This is a genomic window from Thalassotalea algicola (assembly GCF_012932965.1).
Taxonomy (GTDB): Bacteria; Pseudomonadota; Gammaproteobacteria; order Enterobacterales; family Alteromonadaceae; genus Thalassotalea_F; species Thalassotalea_F algicola.
The window spans coordinates 655,378-677,025 of record NZ_JABBXH010000002.1; the positions used below are offsets into that span (position 1 = coordinate 655,378).

A 21,648-nucleotide genomic window follows, 5' to 3' on the forward strand; every position below is an offset into this window, starting at 1 on the left:
ATTAAAGCTTTAATTTATTGTGCTATCAAGGTATCTTTAGCGCTTTTCAAATGGTGTTGTTTAAAAGTAATGGAAAAAGCGGCATTTTATCAGCAGTTAAATGAACAAGTAGCTGCGATTATTCATGGTGAGTCAGACTTAATTGCTAACATGGCCAATATCAGTGCGATTTTATTTGAAGCACTTGAACAGGTTAATTGGGCTGGATTTTATCGAAATGTTGACAACGAATTAGTTTTGGGTCCGTTTCAAGGCAAAGTAGCGTGTATTCGAATTCCTTTGGGTAAAGGTGTTTGTGGTACTGCTGCTTCTGAAGCTCAAACACTGCGTGTTAAAGATGTGCATGCATTTGATGGACATATTGCATGTGATGCCGCCAGTAATTCGGAAATCGTCATTCCTGTTATTGTAAACAACCAAGTTGTTGCTGTACTGGATATTGATAGTGTTGCCTATGACCGTTTTGATGAAACAGATCAAAAAGGATTAGAAGCAATTGTTAGTAAACTAGTAGAGCAAGTAAAAGGCTGATGAAAGAGTTCGTTGTAATACATGATTACCTTGTTTCTGAGGCAGTCGTTGGTGACTGGGAAGGACAAGAAGAGCTAGTAGCCGAAAGAATTAACGAAATTTATCACACACTTTATGATATGGCGGAAGAGGATATTGAGCCTGAACAGCTAATCGCGATTTTAGAGTTGGTGTGGGAAACCTGGATACCGCAAGAAGCACTTCCAGAGTTAGAAATGGATGATATTTATGATTGGTGTCGGCACGTACTTGAAAACCGAGATCAATTTATTCAACAGTAAATTAATTAATAAGTAGTATTATGGAAACTAAACGTACTAGCAGCAAAGAAATTATCGCCTATTTAGCAGAGAAATTTCCTGCTTGTTTTAGCATTGAAGGTGCTGCAAAACCTTTGAAAATTGGTATTTTTCAAGACTTAGCAGAGTCATTAAGCGAAGATGAAACAGTAAGTAAAACACGCTTAAGACAAGCGCTTCGTCATTACACAAGCAGCTGGCGTTATTTAAAGTCGATTAAAGCCGGAAGCTTTCGCGTAAATTTAGCGGGTGAAAACGCTGAAGAGATTGATAAAGAGCAAGCTGACTATGCGGCGAAGACTTTAAAAGAAAGCCAAGAAAAGTTTGCTAACAAAAAACAACAAGACAATAACGAGAAAAAGACGTATAAGAATAAGAAGAGCAACGCTAATAAGCCCGCTGGTGACAACAAACGCTCTCAAAAGTTTAAGTCTGTTAAATCACCAGCAAAGAAATCTTCAAAGCCTGCTGCGCCTTTAAAACCTGTAGAATCGTCTACAATTAAAGTAAGCCAAAAGGTTAAGGTGCAACTTGGCCAATCACCAATGAATGCAACGATTACTGAAATTGCAGGTGATGATATTAGTGTTCAGCTAGATTCAGGAATGGTGGTTAAAACACGCATTCAAAACATTTTTTCTGAGTAATTAAGAGGTTACAGGCATGCAAAAATTCTGTCGTATCGCACTTGCCATTTCAATAGCATTTTCTTCTTCTGCTTTCGCTAGCCAGGAAAACACATCTGACGTTTTACCTATATTAGAACCCGAAAGCCAACATGCTACCGCAAGTAAACGAATTACGGCGCAATTTACGCGTGCCCATTATAAGCAAGTCAAAATTGATGATTTGTTATCAGAACAAATCTTCGACCGATATATTAAACAATTAGACTATGCTAAAAATGTGTTTTTAGCGTCTGATGTACAAGGTTTTGAAAAGTATCGAGACGATTTTGATCAAGTAATTGCCCGCGGCAAACTTGATATTGCTTATGAGATATACAACTTAAATCTTCAACGCCGTTTAGAACGATATGAATACGCACTTTCTTTACTTGAAAAACCGTTTGATTTTACTGTTGAAGAGTCCTATGAATTTGACCGTGAAGATGCAGAGTTCTCTGTGTCTGAAGCTGAGTTAAATGAACTTTGGCGTCAAAAAGTAAAGTATGATGCACTTAATTTGACACTTGCGGGCAAAGAGTGGGAGAAGGTTCAAGAGGTTCTTGGTAAACGTTACCGCTATGCGGTTAAACGCTTAAAACAAAGTGAAAGTGAAGATGTCTTCCAGTTAGTTATGAACAGTTTTGCACGTGTTGTTGAACCTCATACGTCCTATTTATCTCCTCGCAATGCTGAACGTTTTCAAATGGAAATGAACCTGTCTCTTGAAGGAATCGGCGCAGTGTTGCGAGCGGAAGAAGATTACACCGTAATTCAAAGTATTGTTAACGGAGGCCCTGCAGATAAATCTAAGCAGTTGAAGGCCAAAGATCGCATTGTTGGTGTTGCACAAGATGACGATGAATTTGTAGACGTTATTGGTTGGCGTTTAGATGATGTAGTCGATTTAATCAAAGGACCTAAAGGCAGTAATGTTAGGTTGCAAGTGCTACCAGGTGAATCTGACGACGAATCAAGCATTAAAACTGTTTCAATTGTACGTGATAAAATTAAATTGGAAGATCGTGCAGCGAAATCTGAAGTTTATTATGAGAATGAACAAGAGCAGGCGGGTAAAAAATTAGGTGTTATTAAAATACCTAGCTTTTATAACAACTTATCTCGAGATGTGAAAAAGGAAATTGAATCTCTTAAAACTGAAAAAGTTGAAGGCATAATCGTTGATTTGCGTGGTAATGGTGGTGGCTCATTAACTGAGGCAACGTTACTAACGGGGTTGTTTATTGATAAAGGTCCTGTTGTTCAAGTACGTGACGGTGCCAATAGGGTTCAAGTTAATAGTGATAAAGACGGTTATAGTTATTATGACGGACCATTAACCGTTATGGTTGACCGTTATAGTGCATCTGCTAGTGAAATATTCTCTGCGGCGATTCAAGATTACGGTCGTGGTGTTATTGTTGGAGAGCATACTTTTGGTAAAGGTACGGTTCAGCAACACAGAGGGTTAGGTCGTGTATATGACCTATACGAAAAGCCGTTTGGTAGCATTCAATTCACGATTGCTAAATTCTATCGAATTAATGGTGGCTCAACTCAACACCGAGGCGTGACACCTGATATTACTTTTCCATCGGCTATCGAACCAGGTGATTGGGGCGAGAGTAAAGAAGAAAATGCTTTACCTTGGGATCAAATAGCTAAAGCTAGATACAATAAGCTAAACGATATTACTACGGACTTGAATTACTTAGATTCTTTACATAAAGAGCGTATTAAAGATAATGCAGAATTTAAGTATTTATTAACTGATATAGCTGAATATAAAGCTGAAAAAGATGATAAGTCTATTTCACTAAACTTAGCTGAACGCAAAAAGAAACGTGAAGATCGAAAAGCGAAGCAGTTAGTACGTACAAATGAAAGGCTAGCAATGTTAGGAATGAAAGCCGTAGAAAATATGGATGATTTACCTGATGAATTAGATGAGCTGGATCCATTCCTAGATGAAGCAGCTAAAATCACTTACGACCTTGTTACACTAGGTCGAGTTGCGAGAAAGTAGTGTTGAATTAGTGTTAGAAGCCGCCTTATATTGGCGGCTTTTTTATTTCGAATAATTCGCTTAATACATTTTTATACAGCTTTCTCGAATAACTATCTGGATAATACTTAATCAATCAATCGGGTTTAGTATAATTACTTTAAAAAATGTCTTGCAGTCGCCTATAACTCTAGGCATGTTAACAACCCATTTGATAAACGAAATAGATTGATTAGGATTTATTAGTACAATGACACAACACTCCGAACCGCAACCTAGAATTCCTAGCATGTTAGATGCGTTGATTCCGATCTTTGCGTTAATCGCTATGCTCTCCACAGCGGTAATTTATTTTGGCGATAATTCTTCTTACGGGCCAAATCAAATAGCGTTGCTTATCGCAATGGGTATTGCGATTATCATTGGGTTAAAAAATGGCTTTACTTGGCCATCCATTGAAAAGGCTATGGTTAATGGCATTTCGTTATCACTTAGCGCTGTGCTTATTTTATTAGCGGTAGGTTCATTAATTGGTACTTGGTTATTATCAGGTACCGTACCGACCTTGGTTTATTTTGGCTTACAAATAATTGACCCAAGCTGGTTTTACGCGGCGGCTTGTCTAGTTTGTGGCATAGTTGCGATGAGTATTGGTAGTTCATGGACCACCGCAGCAACAGTAGGTGTCGCCTTTATTGGTATTGCGAGTGGCTTTGAAATGTCTACAGCTGTTACTGCGGGTGCAGTAATATCTGGCGCTTATTTTGGTGATAAGCTGTCACCATTGTCAGAGACAACAAATTTAGCACCAGCAGTGGCTGGTACAGAGTTGTTTGCTCATATTCGTAATATGTTATGGACGACAGTACCTTCTATTTCAATCGCTTTAATACTATTTTTAATTATTGGCTTTAGTCATTCAGGTGATGGAACTGGCAGTACAGATAGCATCAACAATTTAACGACAACTTTAGAAGCAACCTACAACATTTCAATTTTGAATTTACTGCCGTTAGTTGTTTTGCTTACGTTAGCTTATAAAAAAATGCCGGCATTTCCGGCTGTAGCTATTGGTGCAATAATAGGCGCTGTATGGGCGGTTATTTTTCAGCAAGAACTTATTGCCAGTATGGCGGCAGAAGGCGTAGAGGGTGTAAAAGCAACTATTATGGTTGTTTGGACGGCGTTTTTTGATGGCGTTAAGGTAAGTACTGGCGATACCAGCATTGATGAGCTGCTTAGCCGTGGTGGTATGTCTAGCATGCTAAATACTATTTGGTTGGTTATGACTGCTTTATGTTTTGGTGCCGTACTGGAGCATCTAGGAATGCTTCGACGTTTTGTCGACGCTATTTTATCGGCAGCGAAATCTACCGGTAGTTTGATTACTAGCACGGTAGCAACCTGTATTGGTACTAACTTAATTACAGCAGACCAATATATGGCAATTGTTATGCCAGGTCGTATGTATAAAGAAGAGTATGAGCGTCGTGGACTGCACCCGACAACATTAAGCCGCACATTAGAAGATTCAGGCACTATCACTTCCCCATTAATACCTTGGAATACTTGTGGTGCATTTATGATGGGAGCATTAGCGTTATCATCATATGAATATATATTCTATTGCTTCTTCAATATTATTAATCCAATTTTGGCAATTGCCTATGGTTACTTTGGATTTAAAATAAAAACTTTGCAAGAACAACCTGCGTAATTAAATTGGATAGTTATTCAACTTAATCTATATCTAAAGCCTGCATTTTGCAGGCTTTTTTGATACATTCTCAAATAACAATACTTACCTGTTTTAATCATTATTTATGTCTGAATTTACTGCACGCTATTTAGCTGATTACCAGCCTTCACCGTACTCAATAAATACAATTGATTTAACCATTGAGTTAGATGAACATGCGACTAAGGTTCGAAGCATTTTATCAATCACTAAAAAAGAAGAAAGTGACGAACCTTTGGTACTCGATGGTGAACACTTAATCTTAGTTTCTGTGAGCTTAGGACAGCAAAGCCTTAGCCCTGATGCATATCAATTAACAGAGCAATCACTAACGATTTTTAATTTGCCTTCAGAATTTACGCTTACCGTAGAAACAGAAGTCGACCCAGCGAATAATACTGCGCTGGAAGGCTTATATAAATCAGGTGATGCATTTTGCACTCAGTGTGAAGCGGAAGGTTTTAGACGAATTACTTATTACCTCGATAGACCAGATGTAATGGCAATATTCACAACAAAAGTGATTGCCGACAGAGCAAAATTTCCACAGCTATTAGCCAATGGTAATCCTGTAGAACGTGGTGAGCTTAATAACAACAAGCATTTTGTAACCTGGCATGATCCGCACCCAAAACCTTGCTACTTGTTTGCACTAGTTGCTGGTGACTTCGACCTTTTATCCGATCAATATAAAACAGCTTCTGGCCGAGAGGTGTTATTGGAGATTTTTGTTGATAAAGGTAATAAAGCAAAAGCTGAGCATGCAATGGCGTCACTTAAACATTCAATGAAATGGGATGAGGATGTCTTTGGCCTTGAATATGACCTAGATATCTACATGATTGTCGCTGTTGATTTTTTTAATATGGGGGCCATGGAAAATAAAGGGCTAAATGTTTTTAACAGCAAATATGTATTAGCAGATAGAGAAAGCGCTACAGATACCGACTTTTTTAACATTGAGGCGGTAATCGCCCATGAGTATTTCCACAATTGGACAGGTAACCGTGTTACTTGTCGTGACTGGTTCCAATTGAGTTTAAAAGAAGGTCTTACTGTATTTAGAGATCAGCAATTCAGTGCTGATATGCATTCTGCCGATGTTACACGTATTCAAAATGTTAAGTTACTGCGTGCTCAACAATTTGCTGAAGATGCAGGGCCAATGTCACACCCTATCCGCCCTGAAAAAGTAATGGAAATGAATAACTTTTATACCTTAACTGTCTATGAAAAAGGTGCAGAAGTTATTCGCATGCTACATACATTGCTAGGACAAAACGGTTTTAGAAAGGGAATGGATTTATATTTTGACCGTTTTGATGGGATGGCAGTAACCTGTGATGATTTCGTAACAGCGATGGCTGATGCTAACAATAGAGATTTAACGCTGTTTAAGCGTTGGTATTCACAATCAGGAACACCTGAGCTTACCGTAACGCAACATTTTGAATCGGCAAGTCAGCAATTTACGCTAAATATTGAGCAAATGACTCCAGCGACGGGGAATCAGCTAGAGAAGCTGGCATTACATATTCCGATTAAACTCGAGTTGATTGTCGGGGAAGAAGTTCAAACTCAGTTAGTTGAACTTACTAATCAAAGTCAGCAATTTCAGTTTGCCTGTGAGCAAGAACCTACAGTAGCGTTTTTATGCGACTTTTCCGCTCCAGTAAAAGTTAATTATGAACAATCTACAGCGGCATTGCTTACCATTATTGAATCGAGTCAAAATAATTTTTGTGTCTGGGATGCCGGTCAAAAAATTATGGCCAAAGAAATTGAACAGTTAGTATTACTAGCAGGTAGCCAACCATCAAGAGATATTGAGCGAATGTTCAACGCAGTGATTACCGCTGATTATGATGCCGCTTTTAAAGCCTTGATGCTTACATTACCTTCTTTTGATGAAATGACCGCCCATATTTCAAAAGTTGACCCTCAAAAGCTTATTAGCGCAATTGAAAAACTATCGACATTTATCTCATCAACATTCTCTGCAGAGTTTTTATCTTTATATAAGCAACATAGCGAAGTGGAGCACTTATCTAGTTCACAGCAAGTTGGCTCCAGAGCGTTGGCAAACACTTGTTTAAGGTATTTAGTTAAGTTGACAGAGCATCACTCATTAGTAGCGCAAAGGTATCTACAAGCAACAGATATGACCACAAAGTTGGGGGCGCTTCAATGTTCAATCAAGCAGGTTAATGATGAAACTTTAAGTTTACTTAATGACTTTGAGCAGCAATGGCATGCAGACACATTGGTGATGGATAAATGGTTCAGTTTAAATGCCAACCTTAATGATGAATTGATATTTGAACGATTGGAACAGCTAATGGCAAGAGATGATTTTGCCCTAACAAACCCAAATAGAGCACGTTCGTTAATAGGCGCTTTTGCTATGCAAAATAATAAATATTTTCACGAATCAAGTGGTAAAGGTTATCAGTTTCTAGCTCAGCAAATTATCGAAATGGACAGAATTAACCCGCAAGTAGCATCAAGGTTAATAACTCCACTTATACAGTTTGAAGCATTTAATGAGGTTCACCAATCGTTAATGATTAGCCAGCTACAATTTATAGCATCACAAGACAACCTCTCGCGTGATTTAGTCGAAAAATTAGAGGCTGCACTTAAAGAGTAAAACCATGAAGTATTATTTTGCCATAACGATGACAAAAGATGATTTTATGCCTTATTATCGTGGTCAATTGTCCACGATAATAACCCAAACAATAAACGGTCAGACAGTGCAGTTTCCTGCGATGCATATGCGAAAGTTTCTTACTAACCAAGGTATAAAAGGGCAGTTCTGCCTGGAAACTAAAAATAATAAGTTTATTTCATTAACTAAACTTTAATAATTAGAGTATATGCTTTAAACAGTGGTCAGACCATGCACTTTATTTATGTTCAATATAAATAAAGTGCTCTAATCCCTTATGTTAACTGTCATAAGATGATTTTAATTGAATAATTTTTCGTTTAAAACAGGTGTTTTAAACGCTGTTTGGAAAATATGCTTTTATTGTGTGCAAGTCATTAAAAATAAGTGACTTTGGAGACTGTATTAGCGCTTGCCACTTTTATTAAATGATGCAATTATTGTTTAATCCACAAAGTGGGATATAAAAATATAAGAAGTAAAAAATACTTTGTTTCAGGACTGGGGAGAGATTAATGAAACATAGCCCTCGTGTAGCGTTTTGTAAAAAACCGTTAGCATTAGGCGTTGCTGCAGCAATAATGGCAGTAACTGCACCTTCAGCTTCGGCTGCTAATTTTCAACTAGGCGATTTCGATATAAGCTTTGATTCTACTTTTTCACTAGGTACTAGTATCCGTGTAGAAGATAGAAACTGGCAAGATAATGTAGGTAAAGCGAATAACCCAAATAATGGTTTCGACTATTCGTTCTACCACCCAGCCTTTAATGTTCAACCAAGTGGTGCTGACCTTTGGGATGGCCAAGGTGGTTATTCTACTAATGGTGATAATGCAAATTTGAACTTTGATTCAGGTGATGCTTTTTCTACTGTTTTTAAAGGTACACATGAATTAGATATTCGCAATGATAATATCGGCTTATTTGTTCGTGGAATGTATTTCTACGATTTCGAAATGTCTGATGGCGATCGCGCATGGGATGACCCGTTAACGGGCAAAACTGACGATCCTTGTCGCGATAGCAAAGCAAAAGAGCAAGTGTGTCAAGATGTTCGTTTATTAGATGCTTTTGTATATGGTGATTTTGATATTGGTGAAATGCCACTGTCAGTTCGTGTCGGTCAGCAAGTAATTAGCTGGGGTGAAAGTACACTTATTGCACATGGTGTAAGTGAGCTAAACCCGATTGATATCGCACGTTTACGTACGCCAGGTTCTGAATTAAAAGAAGCATTTATACCATTTGGTGCCGTTTGGGCGTCATTGGGCGTAACAGAAAACTTTAATATTGAAGCCTTCTATCAGTATCAGTGGGAAGAAACCATTCTTGCTGCACCTGGTAGTTACTTCTCTACAAACGACTTTGCTGGTGACGGTGGTCACTACAATAATGTTCAACTTAACTTCTCTAGTAACCCAGACATGGATTTAGACTTTTTAATCGCAGGATTAAATGGTTTAGGTGACATGTTGCGTTCAGGTGACCCAGCATTAGCTGCAGCAGCAAGCGCCGGTTATTTAGCATACGGTACTAAGCTAACGCTTAAAGCGCCAGGAAGTGATGCGGTAATTGAGCCAGATGACGGTGGTCAATACGGCTTACGTTTATCTTGGTACTTACCAGAACTTAATGATACAGAGTTAAGCTTCTACCATATGAATTATCATAGTCGTCGTCCAGTTTTCTCTGGTATTACGGCTGACTTTACGTCGCAAGCCATTGCACAAGATTTGGCTTATATGGCTGGCAATGCAATTACAGAAGAAAATTACGCATCATTGCGCGCTTTTTCTAAAGTAATGCTTGAGTACCCTGAAGATATCAAGCTTTACGCGATGAGCTTTAATACTACGGTAGGTACAACTGCTTTAGCGGGTGAAGTTACATTCCGCCAAGACGAGCCACTTCAAATCGATGACGTTGAATTGCTATTTGCAGCGATGCCACAACAGTTAGCAAATGCAGGTATTCGCCCTGATTTAGATGGCGTGTCGCAAATGCCTGTATATGCTCCAGGTGAGCAAGCGCAGGGCTTTATCTTATCTGACACCGTTCAAGCGCAAATGACATTAACGCATTTATTCGGTCCATCATTTGGCGCAAGCCAATTTACTGGCTTATTAGAAATCGGCGGTATCAATATTAATGATATGCCTGATCCTGATGAGTTACGCTTAAATGGTCCTGGTACTGCTAGAAATGGTGGTATTGCAGGTAAAGAAGGCTTAGAACTAGCTATTCAAGATGGTGTTGAAACTAATCCTTTCCCAGATGAATTTGCTTGGGGCTATCGTGCCGTTGTAAAACTTGACTACAATAACGTGTTTGCAGGAATTAACGTATCACCACGTATTGTTTTCTCGCATGATGTAAAAGGTATAACACCAGATCCATTATTCCTATTTGTTGAAGACCGTAAGTCAGTAGCGTTTGGTGTCGATTTTGATTACCAGAGCCGTTGGTCTGCGAACTTTGGCTACAATGCATTCTTTGGTGGTGTAGGCACCACGAATCAGATGGAAGATCGAGACTTCATCTCATTCAGCATCAAGTACTCTATTTAAGGAAACAACTATAATGAAAAAATCAACCTTATTATCGTTGGCAGTTTCACTTGCAGTAAGCAGTACCGCTGTTTTTGCTAAAGTTTCGTCTGACGAAGCTGCAAAATTAGAAAGTGAACTAACACCAATGGGCGCTGTGCGCGCTGGTAATGCTGATGGCTCTATTCCAGAGTGGACAGGTGGTATACAACAAGCTCCTGCAGGTTATACGCCAGGTGATCATCACCCTGATCCATATCCAGGTGATAAAGTGCTATACACTATCACTGCACAAAATGTATCAGAATACGCAGACCTTCTAACGCCAGGTCAAATTAAGTTATTTGAAACTTATCCTGACACTTATAAGATGAATGTCTATCAGACTCGTCGTAGTGCGTCATACCCTCAACATGTATATGATGAAACTATTAAAAATGCGACGCGTACAGAACTAATTGAGCAAGGCAATGGTATTACTCAGGCAGCTGTAGGTATTCCATTCCCTGTACCTCAAACTGGTTTAGAAGCTATTTGGAATCACATCTTACGATATCGTGGTGAAGGTTTAACACGTCAAGGTGGTCAAGCTGCACCTACTGCAGGTGGTGATTTCACTTACATTGGCTTCGATGAGCAATTAATGCTGCCTTACAATGTGAAAGGTGCTAACCCTGAAGAGCTTCAAAAAACAAATATTTTGTTTAAATTTAAGCAGAAGGTTTCAGAGCCAGCTCGTATTGCAGGTACTGCATTGTTAGTACATGAAACAATGGATCAGATCAAAACTCCTCGTCAAGCATGGACATACAATACTGGTCAACGTCGTGTTCGTCGCGCACCAAACGTAGCTTATGATGCACCAGGTACAGCATCAGATGGCTTACGTACTACTGATGATTTTGATATGTATAATGGTGCACCAGATCGTTACACGTGGACGTTAAAAGGTAAGCAAGAGTTATTAATTCCTTATAACGACTACAAGTTACATAGTGACAGTGTTAAATATGACGACATTATTCAGCCAGGTCACATCAATCAAGATTTAGTGCGTTATGAAAAGCACAGAGTTTGGGTTGTTGAAGCTAACTTAAAGTCTGATACTCGCCATATCTACAAGAAGCGAGTGTTCTTTATTGACGAAGACAGTTGGCAAGTAGCTGTGACTGATATTTACGATAACCGAGATGAATTATACCGTGTAGGTGTAGCTCATGGTATAAATTACTATGAAGTACCGACACAATGGTCTACGCTAGAAGTGTTCCATGATATTCAAGCTCGTCGTTATATTGCTATCGGTTTAGATAATGAAGCAAATATGTACGACTTCGATGCTAAATTGAAAGATAAGTCGTTTACACCTGCAGCGCTTAGACGTGAAGGTCGTCGTTAAACTATAGAGTTTACGGCAAGCGGCTGGCTCTAATGTCAGCCGTTTTTATTTGAACAATATTAAAATAAAGTGTGGTTTTATTGATGAAGTCTGTAATTGCGGCAATTGTTAGTTGTGCCTTAGCTTCGCAAGCATATGCAGCATCACAGCCGATGACTGCGATGCAAGCGCCCTTAGCTAGTAAATCTTTGTTACTAGATATAGAAAACGTTGAACAAGCCTTTATGGTTGTAGTTGGTGAACGTGGGCATATATTGAAGTCTTTTGACGGCGAACATTGGGAGCAGCTTGCTGTTCCTGTCCAATCTACTTTAACAGCGGTGACCTTTGTCGATTTGAAATACGGTTGGGCAGTAGGGCACGACAATACAATTCTCGCTACTACAGATGGTGGAAAAAACTGGGAAGTTCAACAGTTTTTACCTGAACGAGAAAAGCCCCTTTTGGATGTTGTTTTTAAAGACCGTGACAATGGCGTAGCTATTGGCGCTTATGGTCAATTTTTTAGAACTGTCGATGGTGGCAAAAATTGGTCTGAAGAGTTTCACAGTGAATTTCTTCATGAAGAAGACGTTGAATACTTAAATGAGCTTAAGCTTGAAGATGAAGAAGCGTATCTTGATGAACGTGCTAGCATCTTGCCTCATTTTAATAAAATGGTGATGGATGGTCGTACTTCGTACCTTGTAGGAGAAGTTGGATTGATTGCTAAAAGTAATGACTTTGGTAAAACTTGGCAACAATTCGACAGCATTTACGAAGGTTCATTTTTTGATATTGAACGCACCCAACAAGGAAATCTGCTCACGGCAGGGTTACGTGGTAATGTCTTTAGAAGTTTAAGAAATGGAACACCATGGCAGCATATAGATACCGGTTCAACATCTTTGGTAAATGATATCGTGCTAACGTCAGATGATAGGTTATTATTACTTGGTAACAACGGTACTTTACTAATCAGTGAAGACGACGGTCAACGATTTAGTGCACGCCCTCAACCCGATGGTAAAGCGCTTATTTCCGGTACATGGTATAGAAACAAGTTAGTCGCTGTCTCTGAAGATGGTATTAAAACAATAACAATCGCAAAGTAGTTTTATGAGTATTAATCCAGTTATCAATAAATTAGAAAATGGCATTTTTAAGCACCGTGCGTTTGTATTAGCTTTCTTTGCGTTAACTACTGTCGTATTGTTATTTCAAGCGACTCAACTGAAGCTTGATGCCGCATTTACCAAGAATATTCCGCTGAATCATGAATATATGCAGACCTACCTTAAGCATCAAAAAGACTTTGGTGGGGCTAACAATATTCTTATTTCAGTGTGTGATGCAGAAGGTGATATTTTTAACGAGCCGTTTTTTGACGCCCTTAAAGGTGTTCATGACCAGCTATTTTTCATACCAGGTGTCGATAGAATACTTGTAAAATCTCTATTTTCACCTAGTACTCGGTTTGTAGAGGTTGTTGAAGATGGCTTTGCCGGAGGCCCAGTTATTCCTGCCAATTTCCGCCCTGATGAGCAAGGTTTATCCGTTGTAAAAGGCAATATTGAAAAAGCAGGTATTGTTGGCCGAATGGTCGCTGACGATTACAGCTGTTCTATGGTTACGGCGTCGTTAATGGAAATAGACCCTAGTACGGGTGAAAAGCTTGATACGCTATCTATTGCTGAGCAACTTGAAAATGATATTCGTGCTCAATATGAGAATGATCGAATAACTGTTCATGTTATAGGTTTTGCCAAAATGGTAGGCGACGTTGCTAATGGCGCCAAAGGCGTTGTTGTCTTTTTCGCTATCGCTATAGCAATAACGGCCATAATGGTATTTTTCTTCTGTCGCTCTATTACCTTAACGTTATTGCCAATTAGTTGTTCGCTAATAGCTGTTATTTGGCAAATGGGAATGTTATCTAGCTTAGGGTTTGGTATTGATCCTATGTCTATCTTGGTGCCATTTTTGGTATTTGCTATAGGTGTTAGTCATGGTGTTCAAATGATTAATTCAGTAGTTAAGCAAGTTAGAACCGGCATTAATTGTAAAGAGGGTGCTCAAAACAGCTTTAGAGCATTGTTAATACCTGGTGGTGTAGCTTTGTTATCTGACACCATTGGTTTTATCACTTTATTGTCTATTGATATTGGTATTATTCGTGAATTAGCTATCACCGCTTCATTAGGTGTAGCGATGATCATTTTAACGAACTTAGTATTATTACCAGTTTTAATTTCTTACATGAAATTAGAAAACAAGCCTTTAAAAGCATCGAAGCGTGGTGGTATGCACAAGTCAGATGTTTGGCACGCAATGGCTGCTCTGGCAACAAGAGGGCCTGCTACCGTTATATTAGTGCTTACTGCTGGCCTTTATGTTTTCGGCTTATATCATGCACAAAACATGAAGATAGGTGAATTACACGCAGGTGCTCCATCACTACATGAAAACTCTCGATACAATCAAGATACATTCTTAATTACCGATCGTTACGCGATTAGTGTTGACTACATCTCAGTTATTGTCGAAACAACTCCTGATGCTTGTACGTCATATGACAATTTAGATGTGATCGATCGCTTCCAATGGCAACTTGAAAATGTTCAAGGTGTTCAATCTGCAGTGAGCTTGGCTTCGATAGCGAAGATTGTTAATTCAGGCTATAACGAAGGCAACCCTAAGTGGCGTGTGTTATCAAGAAATCAACAAACTTTAGTGCAGTCGATTGCTCGTGTGCCGACTTCTAGCGGCCTATTAAACCGAGATTGTAGTGTAATGCCTGTGATTCTTTTCCTTGAAGATCATAAAGCTGCAACAATCACTCGTGTCGTTGACAAAGTAAAAGCGGTGGCTAGTGAGCTAAATAATGATAACTTAACATTCAAGTTAGCTTCTGGTCCTGTAGGTGTGATGGCTGCAACTAATGAAGCCGTTGAAGCTGCACAGCTCCCTATGATGCTTTACGTTTATGGCGCAGTAATAATACTTTGTTTAGTAAGCTTTAAGAGCGTAAGAGCTACGATTTCAGTAGTATTACCGTTATACATAGTTTCTACATTGGCTCAAGGTGTAATGACAGGGTTAGATATAGGATTAACGGTATCTACATTACCTGTAATTGCCTTAGGTGTTGGTATCGGTGTCGATTATGGTATTTATATCTTATCCACGATGAATGCTCGCCTCAAAGAAGGCGATTCAGTAGAACAAGCCTATTTTGCCGCATTACAAGAACGTGGTAGTGCTGTGTTATTAACGGGTGTAACATTAGCTATAGGTGTTTCGACTTGGTTCTTCTCAGCACTTAAGTTCCAAGTTGATATGGGAATACTATTAACCTTTATGTTTTTGGTTAATATGTTGGCAGCTATCATTGTATTGCCAGCAATTGCCGCATTTTTATGGCCAAAACCCAAAAAAGATGAAAAAAAGCAATAAATTTTTTATTGCATAAATAACCACGAAAATGGCCGAAAGGCCATTTTCTATTTAAACAGCCTGAATAAACAATTACTCCAGCCCTTAAATAGCCTTTTAATTGGTCTACCAGTGAGCTTTAGCACTAAAAAATTGCTCGCAATACCTTAAATTTCTTAATAAAATTGTACTAATGGTCTATTCTCAATAGAACAGGTTGATTTATGTACAATTTATGCGAAAAATAACCAAGTTTGTTAGTGCAATAATTGATAATAAAAATAACAAGCAAAACTCAAATTTGATAAGTCGTATTTTTCATAGATTGCATAACAAAAATACAATAATTATTCATAGCGTGTTATCCAAAAGGAAAGCAACATGGCGTTCGTAGACGGTTTACCCTCAGTTTTATTAAAAAACGTTGCTCAATCTATTCAACAAAAAGTGCCTGAAGAAACGGCCCCGTTAGTTGAGCAATTTGCTAGTTTACTTTATGGCAATATTTCGACTCTAGATTTAGCACACCGTAATGATAGTGATATGTATGGTGCAACAATGAGCTTATGGAGCTCATTAAACGGCCATATTGATGATACTCCAGTGATTAAAGTGTTTAATCCAGAAGTGTCAAAACACGGATGGAAATCTAGTCACACTATTATTGAAGTGATAGTACAAGACATGCCATTTTTAGTGGATTCAGTTCGAATTGCATTAAATCGTCAAGGCTTATCCCCACACTTAATGCTGAATAGCCCAATTCAAGTGGTACGAGACAAGCAACAACAAATTACTCAAATCGCCGCATCTGCGGATAGTGCTCTTAAAGGAGCGAAGACTGAAACAGTTTTCTTTATTGAGGTCGATCGTCAAGACAATCCTGACGTGTTGAGTGCTGTGACAGAAGAGTTGCACTCTGTTGTTAGTGATATTTCTCTGACCGTGTGTGATTGGCAACCTATGTTGAAAAAGCTCGACTCGGTAATTGCTGATGTTAAGAAAGCGAAAGTACCATGTTCTAAGCAAGAGAAGGTTGATGCCCTAGAGTTTCTTGAGTGGGTGTCAAATAATAACTTTACGTTAATGGGCTATCGTTCGTACGATGTAAAAACCTTAAAAGGTGACGTAGCGCTTGCTGCAAATGTCGACTCTAGCCTTGGATTAATGAAAAATTCAAAAGGCACTGAGCAACGCCTTATTTCTTCGTTAAGTGAGACAGCTAGAGAAATTGCTCTAGGTGATAATTTATTAATCTTAACGAAAACCAATTCCCGTTCACGAGTTCATCGCCCCGCTCATCTGGACTATATTGGAATTAAACGTTTTGATGCTAAAGGCAATGTTGTAGGTGAAGAGCGATTTATCGGTTTGTTTGGCTCAGCGTATTATACCAACAGTGCATTAGACTTACCTTTAATCAAATCAAAAGTAACGCGCGTTTGTGAATCATCGGGTTTTGCTGCGGGTTCTCATGCTTATAAAGCGCTAATTAATATTTTAGAAACTTATCCTCGAGACGAGATTTTGCAGTGTAGCATTGACGAGCTTCGTCAAAATGTTAAAGGCATATTGCAGATGCAAGAACGTGACTACACTGGTTTATTTGTGCGTCGAGATGCATTTAGTCGTTTTTATTCATGTATGGTTTATGTGCCACGTGAACGCTACAACACAAAATTGAGGATACAAACACAAGCGTTATTACAAGAAGCCTTCGGTAGTGATCAAGAAGTAGAGTTCAATACTTATTTCTCCGAGTCAGTGCAGGCGAGAACTCATTACATTGTACGTGTCGACCATACAAAAGCAGATATCAACGTGAAAGAAATAGAAAAGAATTTAAACGAAGCGGCGCGTAGCTGGGATGATAAATTGTCAGATGCTTTGAACTCCCATAAAGGTGAAGCTTTAGGTAAAGCGTTGAGTCGTAAATATTCGACTTTCCCACAGTCATATAAAGATGAAGTTTTACCTGGCACGGCTATTGTCGATATCGAGAAACTTGAAGCGGTATGCGACTTATGCCCATTAGAAATGTTGTTTTACCAACCGCAGGAAGAGAAAGAAGGCAGTCGCTTTGTAAAACTTAAACTTTTCCATAAAGGCGAACCGTTACATTTGTCTGATGTGTTACCAATGCTTGAAAATTTTGGATTAAGAGTCATTGGTGAGAGTCCTTATGCAATTCGAACAGCAGACGGCGAAACTTGTTGGATTTTAGACTTCTCAATGTTACTTACCGGTGATCGTGCATTTAATCTAGAGCAAGTACAATCGCTGTTCCAAGATGCATTCGCTAAAGTTTGGGCCGGTCACCTTGAAGATGATGGCTTCAACCGTTTGATTTTAGGTGCAGGTTTAGGTGGTAGAGAAGTTTCTATTTTACGAGCATTTGCTAAATATGAGCGTCAAATTGGTGGTACGTTCAGTCAAAACTACATTGAAGATACGTTTGCACGATACCCGAATTTAGCAGAGCTGATTATCAAACTGTTTAACTTACGTTTTTGTCCAAGTACAAAACGTACAGAAAAAATGGTTAATAAGGTATTAGATGATATCGAAACATCATTAGATAATGTTGCTAACTTAGATGATGACCGTATTATTCGTCGTTTTGTTGAAATGATTAATGCGACTATTCGTACTAACTATTTCCAAAAAGATGCGAGTAATAATGAGAAATCGTATATCTCATTTAAAATTTTACCAGAGCAAATTTCTGAAATTCCATTACCTATTCCGAAATTTGAAATATTTGTCTATTCACCGCAAGTTGAGGGTGTTCACCTACGTGGCGGTAAAGTTGCTCGTGGTGGTTTACGTTGGTCAGACCGTCGAGAGGATTTCCGTACAGAAGTACTTGGCTTAGTAAAAGCGCAGCAAGTTAAAAATACGGTCATTGTTCCTGTCGGTGCAAAAGGTGGTTTTGTTTGTAAACAGCTTCCTGCAGGTGGAAGTCGTCAAGAGATTTTTGAAGCGGGTAAAGAATGTTACCGTACCTTTATTCGTGGACTATTAGATATTACTGATAACATTATAAAGGGCGATGTCGTACCACCGATTGATGTTGTTAGACATGATGAAGATGACCCTTATTTAGTTGTGGCAGCTGATAAAGGTACAGCAACTTTTTCTGATATTGCTAACGCGATTTCTGACGAATATAACCATTGGCTTGGTGATGCGTTCGCATCTGGTGGTAGTGTTGGCTACGATCATAAAGGTATGGGAATTACTGCAAAAGGTGCATGGGAGTCAGTTAAGCGTCATTTCCGAGAAATGGATATTGATTGTCAAACGACTGAATTTACAGTGGCCGGTGTTGGTGATATGGCAGGGGATGTATTCGGTAACGGTATGTTGCTATCTAAGCATATTCGCTTACAAGCAGCATTTAACCACATGCATATATTTATTGACCCAGAGCCGGATGCAGCAAAGACATATAAAGAGCGAGATAGGTTATTTAATCTACCAGGATGTACCTGGGAAGACTATAACACTGACCTGATTTCTGAAGGTGGTGGTATTTTCAGCCGAGCAGCTAAGTCTATTAAACTTACGCCACAAATTAAGAAAATGTTAGGTACGCAGAAACAAAGTATGGCGCCTAACGACTTGATAAAAGCCATTTTAAAAATGAAAGTTGATTTGCTTTGGAATGGTGGTATTGGTACTTATGTTAAAGGTGCTGATGAATCACACCTTGAAGTAGGTGATAGAGCCAATGATTCGCTACGTATCAACGGTGGTGAATTACAAGCTAAAGTTGTTGGTGAAGGTGGTAACTTAGGTTTAACTCAATTAGGCCGCATTGAATACGCTGCAACAGGTGGACGTATAAACGCGGACTCTGTTGATAACGTTGGTGGTGTAGATTGCTCAGATAATGAAGTAAATATTAAAATTTTGCTTAATGGCTTAGTTCAAAGTGGCGACTTAACAGTTAAGCAACGTAATCAATTACTTTATGATATGACAGATGAAGTATCTGAAATTGTACTAAAAGATTGTTACGACCAAACTCATTCTATCTCAATAACTGCAACACGTGGTGCGTCTCAACTGAAAGAGCAAACGCGTTTTATTCATGAACTTGAACGTTCAGATAAATTAGATAGAGCGTTAGAATTCATTCCAAATGATGATGAAATTGCAGAACGATTAGCACAAGACAAAGGCTTTACTCGACCTGAGCTATCAGTGTTATTAGCTTATAGTAAAATGGTGTTAAAAGAAGATTTAGTCTGTGCGGAAATTACTAAAAACCCTTACCACGATCGCTTATTAATTAATGCTTTCCCGAAGCAATTGCAGGAAAAGTATATTGAACAAATGCAAGAGCATCCGCTAAGAGCGGAAATTATCGCTACACGACTGGCTAATAAGCTAGGTAACGATATGGGCTTTAATTTTGTTAACCGTATGCAAGAAGAGACGGGTGCTAATGTTGCCGAAGTTGCTAACTGTTATACGATGGCAAGCGAAGTGTTTGAAATGGAATCAATTTGGCAAGAAATTGCGTCACTTGATAATAAAATTCCAACATCGGTTCAAACTGAAATGTTATTCCAACTGCGTCGCAATGTAAGACGCGCAACTCGTTGGTTCTTGCGTCATCGCGATAAAGGGATGGATATTCAACAAACCATTGACTTCTATAGCCCTACTTTTGTCAGTATGGCTAGTAACCTAGACAAGTACATGGCGGCTGATGAAGTTGAGCAACTTATGCATGTTGAAAATGGTCTAGTTAAAGCTGGAGTGCCTAAGAATACAGCAAAACGTATTTCCCAGTTAAGCACATTGTTCTCAGTAATGGATATCGCTGAAGTTGCCGATAATGATGGCCGCTCAATTGATTTAGTCTCTGAACTTTACTTTAAACTTGGTGATCGCCTAGAGCTACACTGGTTCTTAGACCAGATCACTAAACAGCCAGTTGCTAATCATTGGCAAGCCCTTGCTCGAGCATCATTTAGAGAAGAGCTAGACTGGCAACAACGTGCAATAACCATTGTTGCATTAAAAGCTGATGGGAAGAGTAAAGATACTGATGAGCTATTAGACAAGTGGTTTGAACAGAGTGCTCAACCACTAGAGCGCTGGCAACATATTATTGCTGACTTTAAAACGTCACAAAACCATGAGTTTGCTAAGTTCTCGGTGGCATTAAGAGAATTAATGTTATTGAGTTTACATAGCGCTACAAGTCATTAAAATACAGCCAATAAAAGTCCTCGCTTAGCGGGGACTTTGTTTATCTAGCGCTGTTAAATAAAGAGGAAAACCATGTTGTATTCGGCCATTCGCAAATTGATGTTTCAGTTTGACCCAGAAACTATTCATAACTTAACCATTAAAGGGTTACATTTTACCGGCAACTCGCCACTTAAAGCCGTATATAAGCAAAGCCTCCCTGAAAAGCCTGTAGAAGTCATGGGTATAAAATTTCCAAACCCTGTAGGTTTGTCTGCCGGTTTAGACAAAAATGGAGAATGTATCCAAGCATTCTCAGCTTTAGGTTTTGGCTTTGTGGAAATAGGTACTATCACGCCTAGGCCACAGCCTGGTAATCCTAAACCTCGTATATTTAGGCTTGAAGAAGCAAACGCAATTATTAATCGCATGGGCTTTAACAACAAAGGTGTAGATTATTTAGTTGATCAGGTTAGACAAGCCAATTTTGATGGCGTTCTAGGTATTAATATTGGTAAAAATAAAGATACACCAGAAGAGAATGCCAAGGATGATTACATTCAATGTATGCGTAAGGTGTACAATTATGCGACGTATATCACAGTTAACATTTCATCGCCTAATACGCCAGGTTTAAGGTCGCTGCAATATGGTGAAGCGTTGAATGAGTTACTTTCAGCATTAAAGTCTGAACAAAAGGCATTAGCTGAGCAATATGGTAAATACGTACCATTAACGGTGAAAATAGCCCCAGATTTAACAGAAGAAGAAGTGAATGGTATCGCCCAGTGTTTAGTCGCTAATGAAATAGACGGCGTAATTGCAACTAATACAACACTTGCTCGAGATAAGGTAGCGCATTTACCGCATGGTGAAGAGCAGGGTGGTTTAAGTGGTATGCCAGTTAAGGACCAAAGTACTTTAGTGATTAAACAATTATCTGTCGCTCTTGATGGAAAATTACCGATTATCGGTGTTGGTGGCATTCATAGTGCTGAAGCTGCCAAAGAAAAGCTTGCAGCAGGTGCTTCGTTAGTTCAACTATACACAGGCTTTATTTATGAAGGCCCAGATTTAATTAAAGATATTGTACAATCACTTTAAGTTATCTTTAGGTTATTTCGAAATAAAAAACGCCAGCAAAATGCTGGCGTTTTTATGTTATTTAGTTAATT

13 protein-coding genes are annotated in these 21,648 nt (G+C 38.9%); all 13 read left to right on the forward strand.

Features of this window, described 5'->3' with window-relative positions; genetic code table 11:
* Positions 1–69: 69 nt before the first annotated feature.
* The 13 genes from HII17_RS07660 (at position 70) to pyrD (ending at position 21,577) form a co-directional block, all read left to right on the forward strand.
* Complete coding sequence (locus HII17_RS07660; RefSeq protein ID WP_169074749.1) at positions 70–531, forward strand: GAF domain-containing protein; 462 nt, start codon at positions 70–72, stop codon at positions 529–531.
* Positions 531–812, forward strand: a complete 282-nt coding sequence (locus tag HII17_RS07665; protein ID WP_169074750.1) for a hypothetical protein — start codon at positions 531–533, stop codon at positions 810–812. Before HII17_RS07660 ends, HII17_RS07665 begins: the two co-directional genes overlap by 1 nt.
* A 20-nt stretch (positions 813–832) precedes the next feature.
* Complete coding sequence (proQ, locus tag HII17_RS07670; protein ID WP_169074751.1) at positions 833–1,477, forward strand: RNA chaperone ProQ; 645 nt, start codon at positions 833–835, stop codon at positions 1,475–1,477.
* Positions 1,478–1,493: 16 nt separating this feature from the next.
* Positions 1,494–3,521: a carboxy terminal-processing peptidase gene (prc, locus tag HII17_RS07675; protein ID WP_169074752.1), complete on the forward strand. Its 2,028-nt coding sequence runs from the start codon at positions 1,494–1,496 to the stop codon at positions 3,519–3,521.
* Between the two features lie 229 nt (positions 3,522–3,750).
* Positions 3,751–5,217: a Na+/H+ antiporter NhaC gene (gene nhaC / locus HII17_RS07680; protein ID WP_169074753.1), complete on the forward strand. Its 1,467-nt coding sequence runs from the start codon at positions 3,751–3,753 to the stop codon at positions 5,215–5,217.
* Positions 5,218–5,323: 106 nt separating this feature from the next.
* Entirely contained in the window at positions 5,324–7,888 is a 2,565-nt protein-coding gene (pepN, locus tag HII17_RS07685; RefSeq protein ID WP_169074754.1) for an aminopeptidase N, read from the forward strand.
* Between the two features lie 4 nt (positions 7,889–7,892).
* Positions 7,893–8,105 carry a DUF2835 domain-containing protein gene (locus HII17_RS07690; protein ID WP_169074755.1) on the forward strand — a complete coding sequence of 71 codons (213 nt, stop codon included), beginning with the start codon at positions 7,893–7,895 and terminating at the stop codon, positions 8,103–8,105.
* 319 nt (positions 8,106–8,424) lie between these two features.
* Positions 8,425–10,476, forward strand: coding sequence for a DUF1302 domain-containing protein (locus HII17_RS07695; protein ID WP_169074756.1), 2,052 nt, complete (start codon positions 8,425–8,427; stop codon positions 10,474–10,476).
* A gap of 10 nt (positions 10,477–10,486) precedes the next feature.
* Complete coding sequence (locus tag HII17_RS07700) at positions 10,487–11,854, forward strand: DUF1329 domain-containing protein (RefSeq protein WP_169074957.1); 1,368 nt, start codon at positions 10,487–10,489, stop codon at positions 11,852–11,854.
* Positions 11,855–11,937: 83 nt separating this feature from the next.
* Positions 11,938–12,948 (forward strand): WD40/YVTN/BNR-like repeat-containing protein, encoded by a 1,011-nt coding sequence (locus HII17_RS07705; RefSeq protein ID WP_169074757.1) that lies wholly within the window; start codon positions 11,938–11,940, stop codon positions 12,946–12,948.
* Positions 12,949–12,952: 4 nt separating this feature from the next.
* Positions 12,953–15,289 carry an efflux RND transporter permease subunit gene (locus HII17_RS07710; protein WP_169074758.1) on the forward strand — a complete coding sequence of 779 codons (2,337 nt, stop codon included), beginning with the start codon at positions 12,953–12,955 and terminating at the stop codon, positions 15,287–15,289.
* Positions 15,290–15,649: 360 nt separating this feature from the next.
* The gene (locus HII17_RS07715; protein WP_169074759.1) at positions 15,650–20,494 is read left to right on the forward strand and encodes an NAD-glutamate dehydrogenase; all 4,845 of its coding nucleotides are present in this window, start codon (positions 15,650–15,652) and stop codon (positions 20,492–20,494) included.
* A 72-nt stretch (positions 20,495–20,566) separates the two neighbouring features.
* Complete coding sequence (gene pyrD / locus HII17_RS07720; RefSeq protein WP_169074760.1) at positions 20,567–21,577, forward strand: quinone-dependent dihydroorotate dehydrogenase; 1,011 nt, start codon at positions 20,567–20,569, stop codon at positions 21,575–21,577.
* The last annotated feature ends 71 nt before the right edge of the window (positions 21,578–21,648 follow it).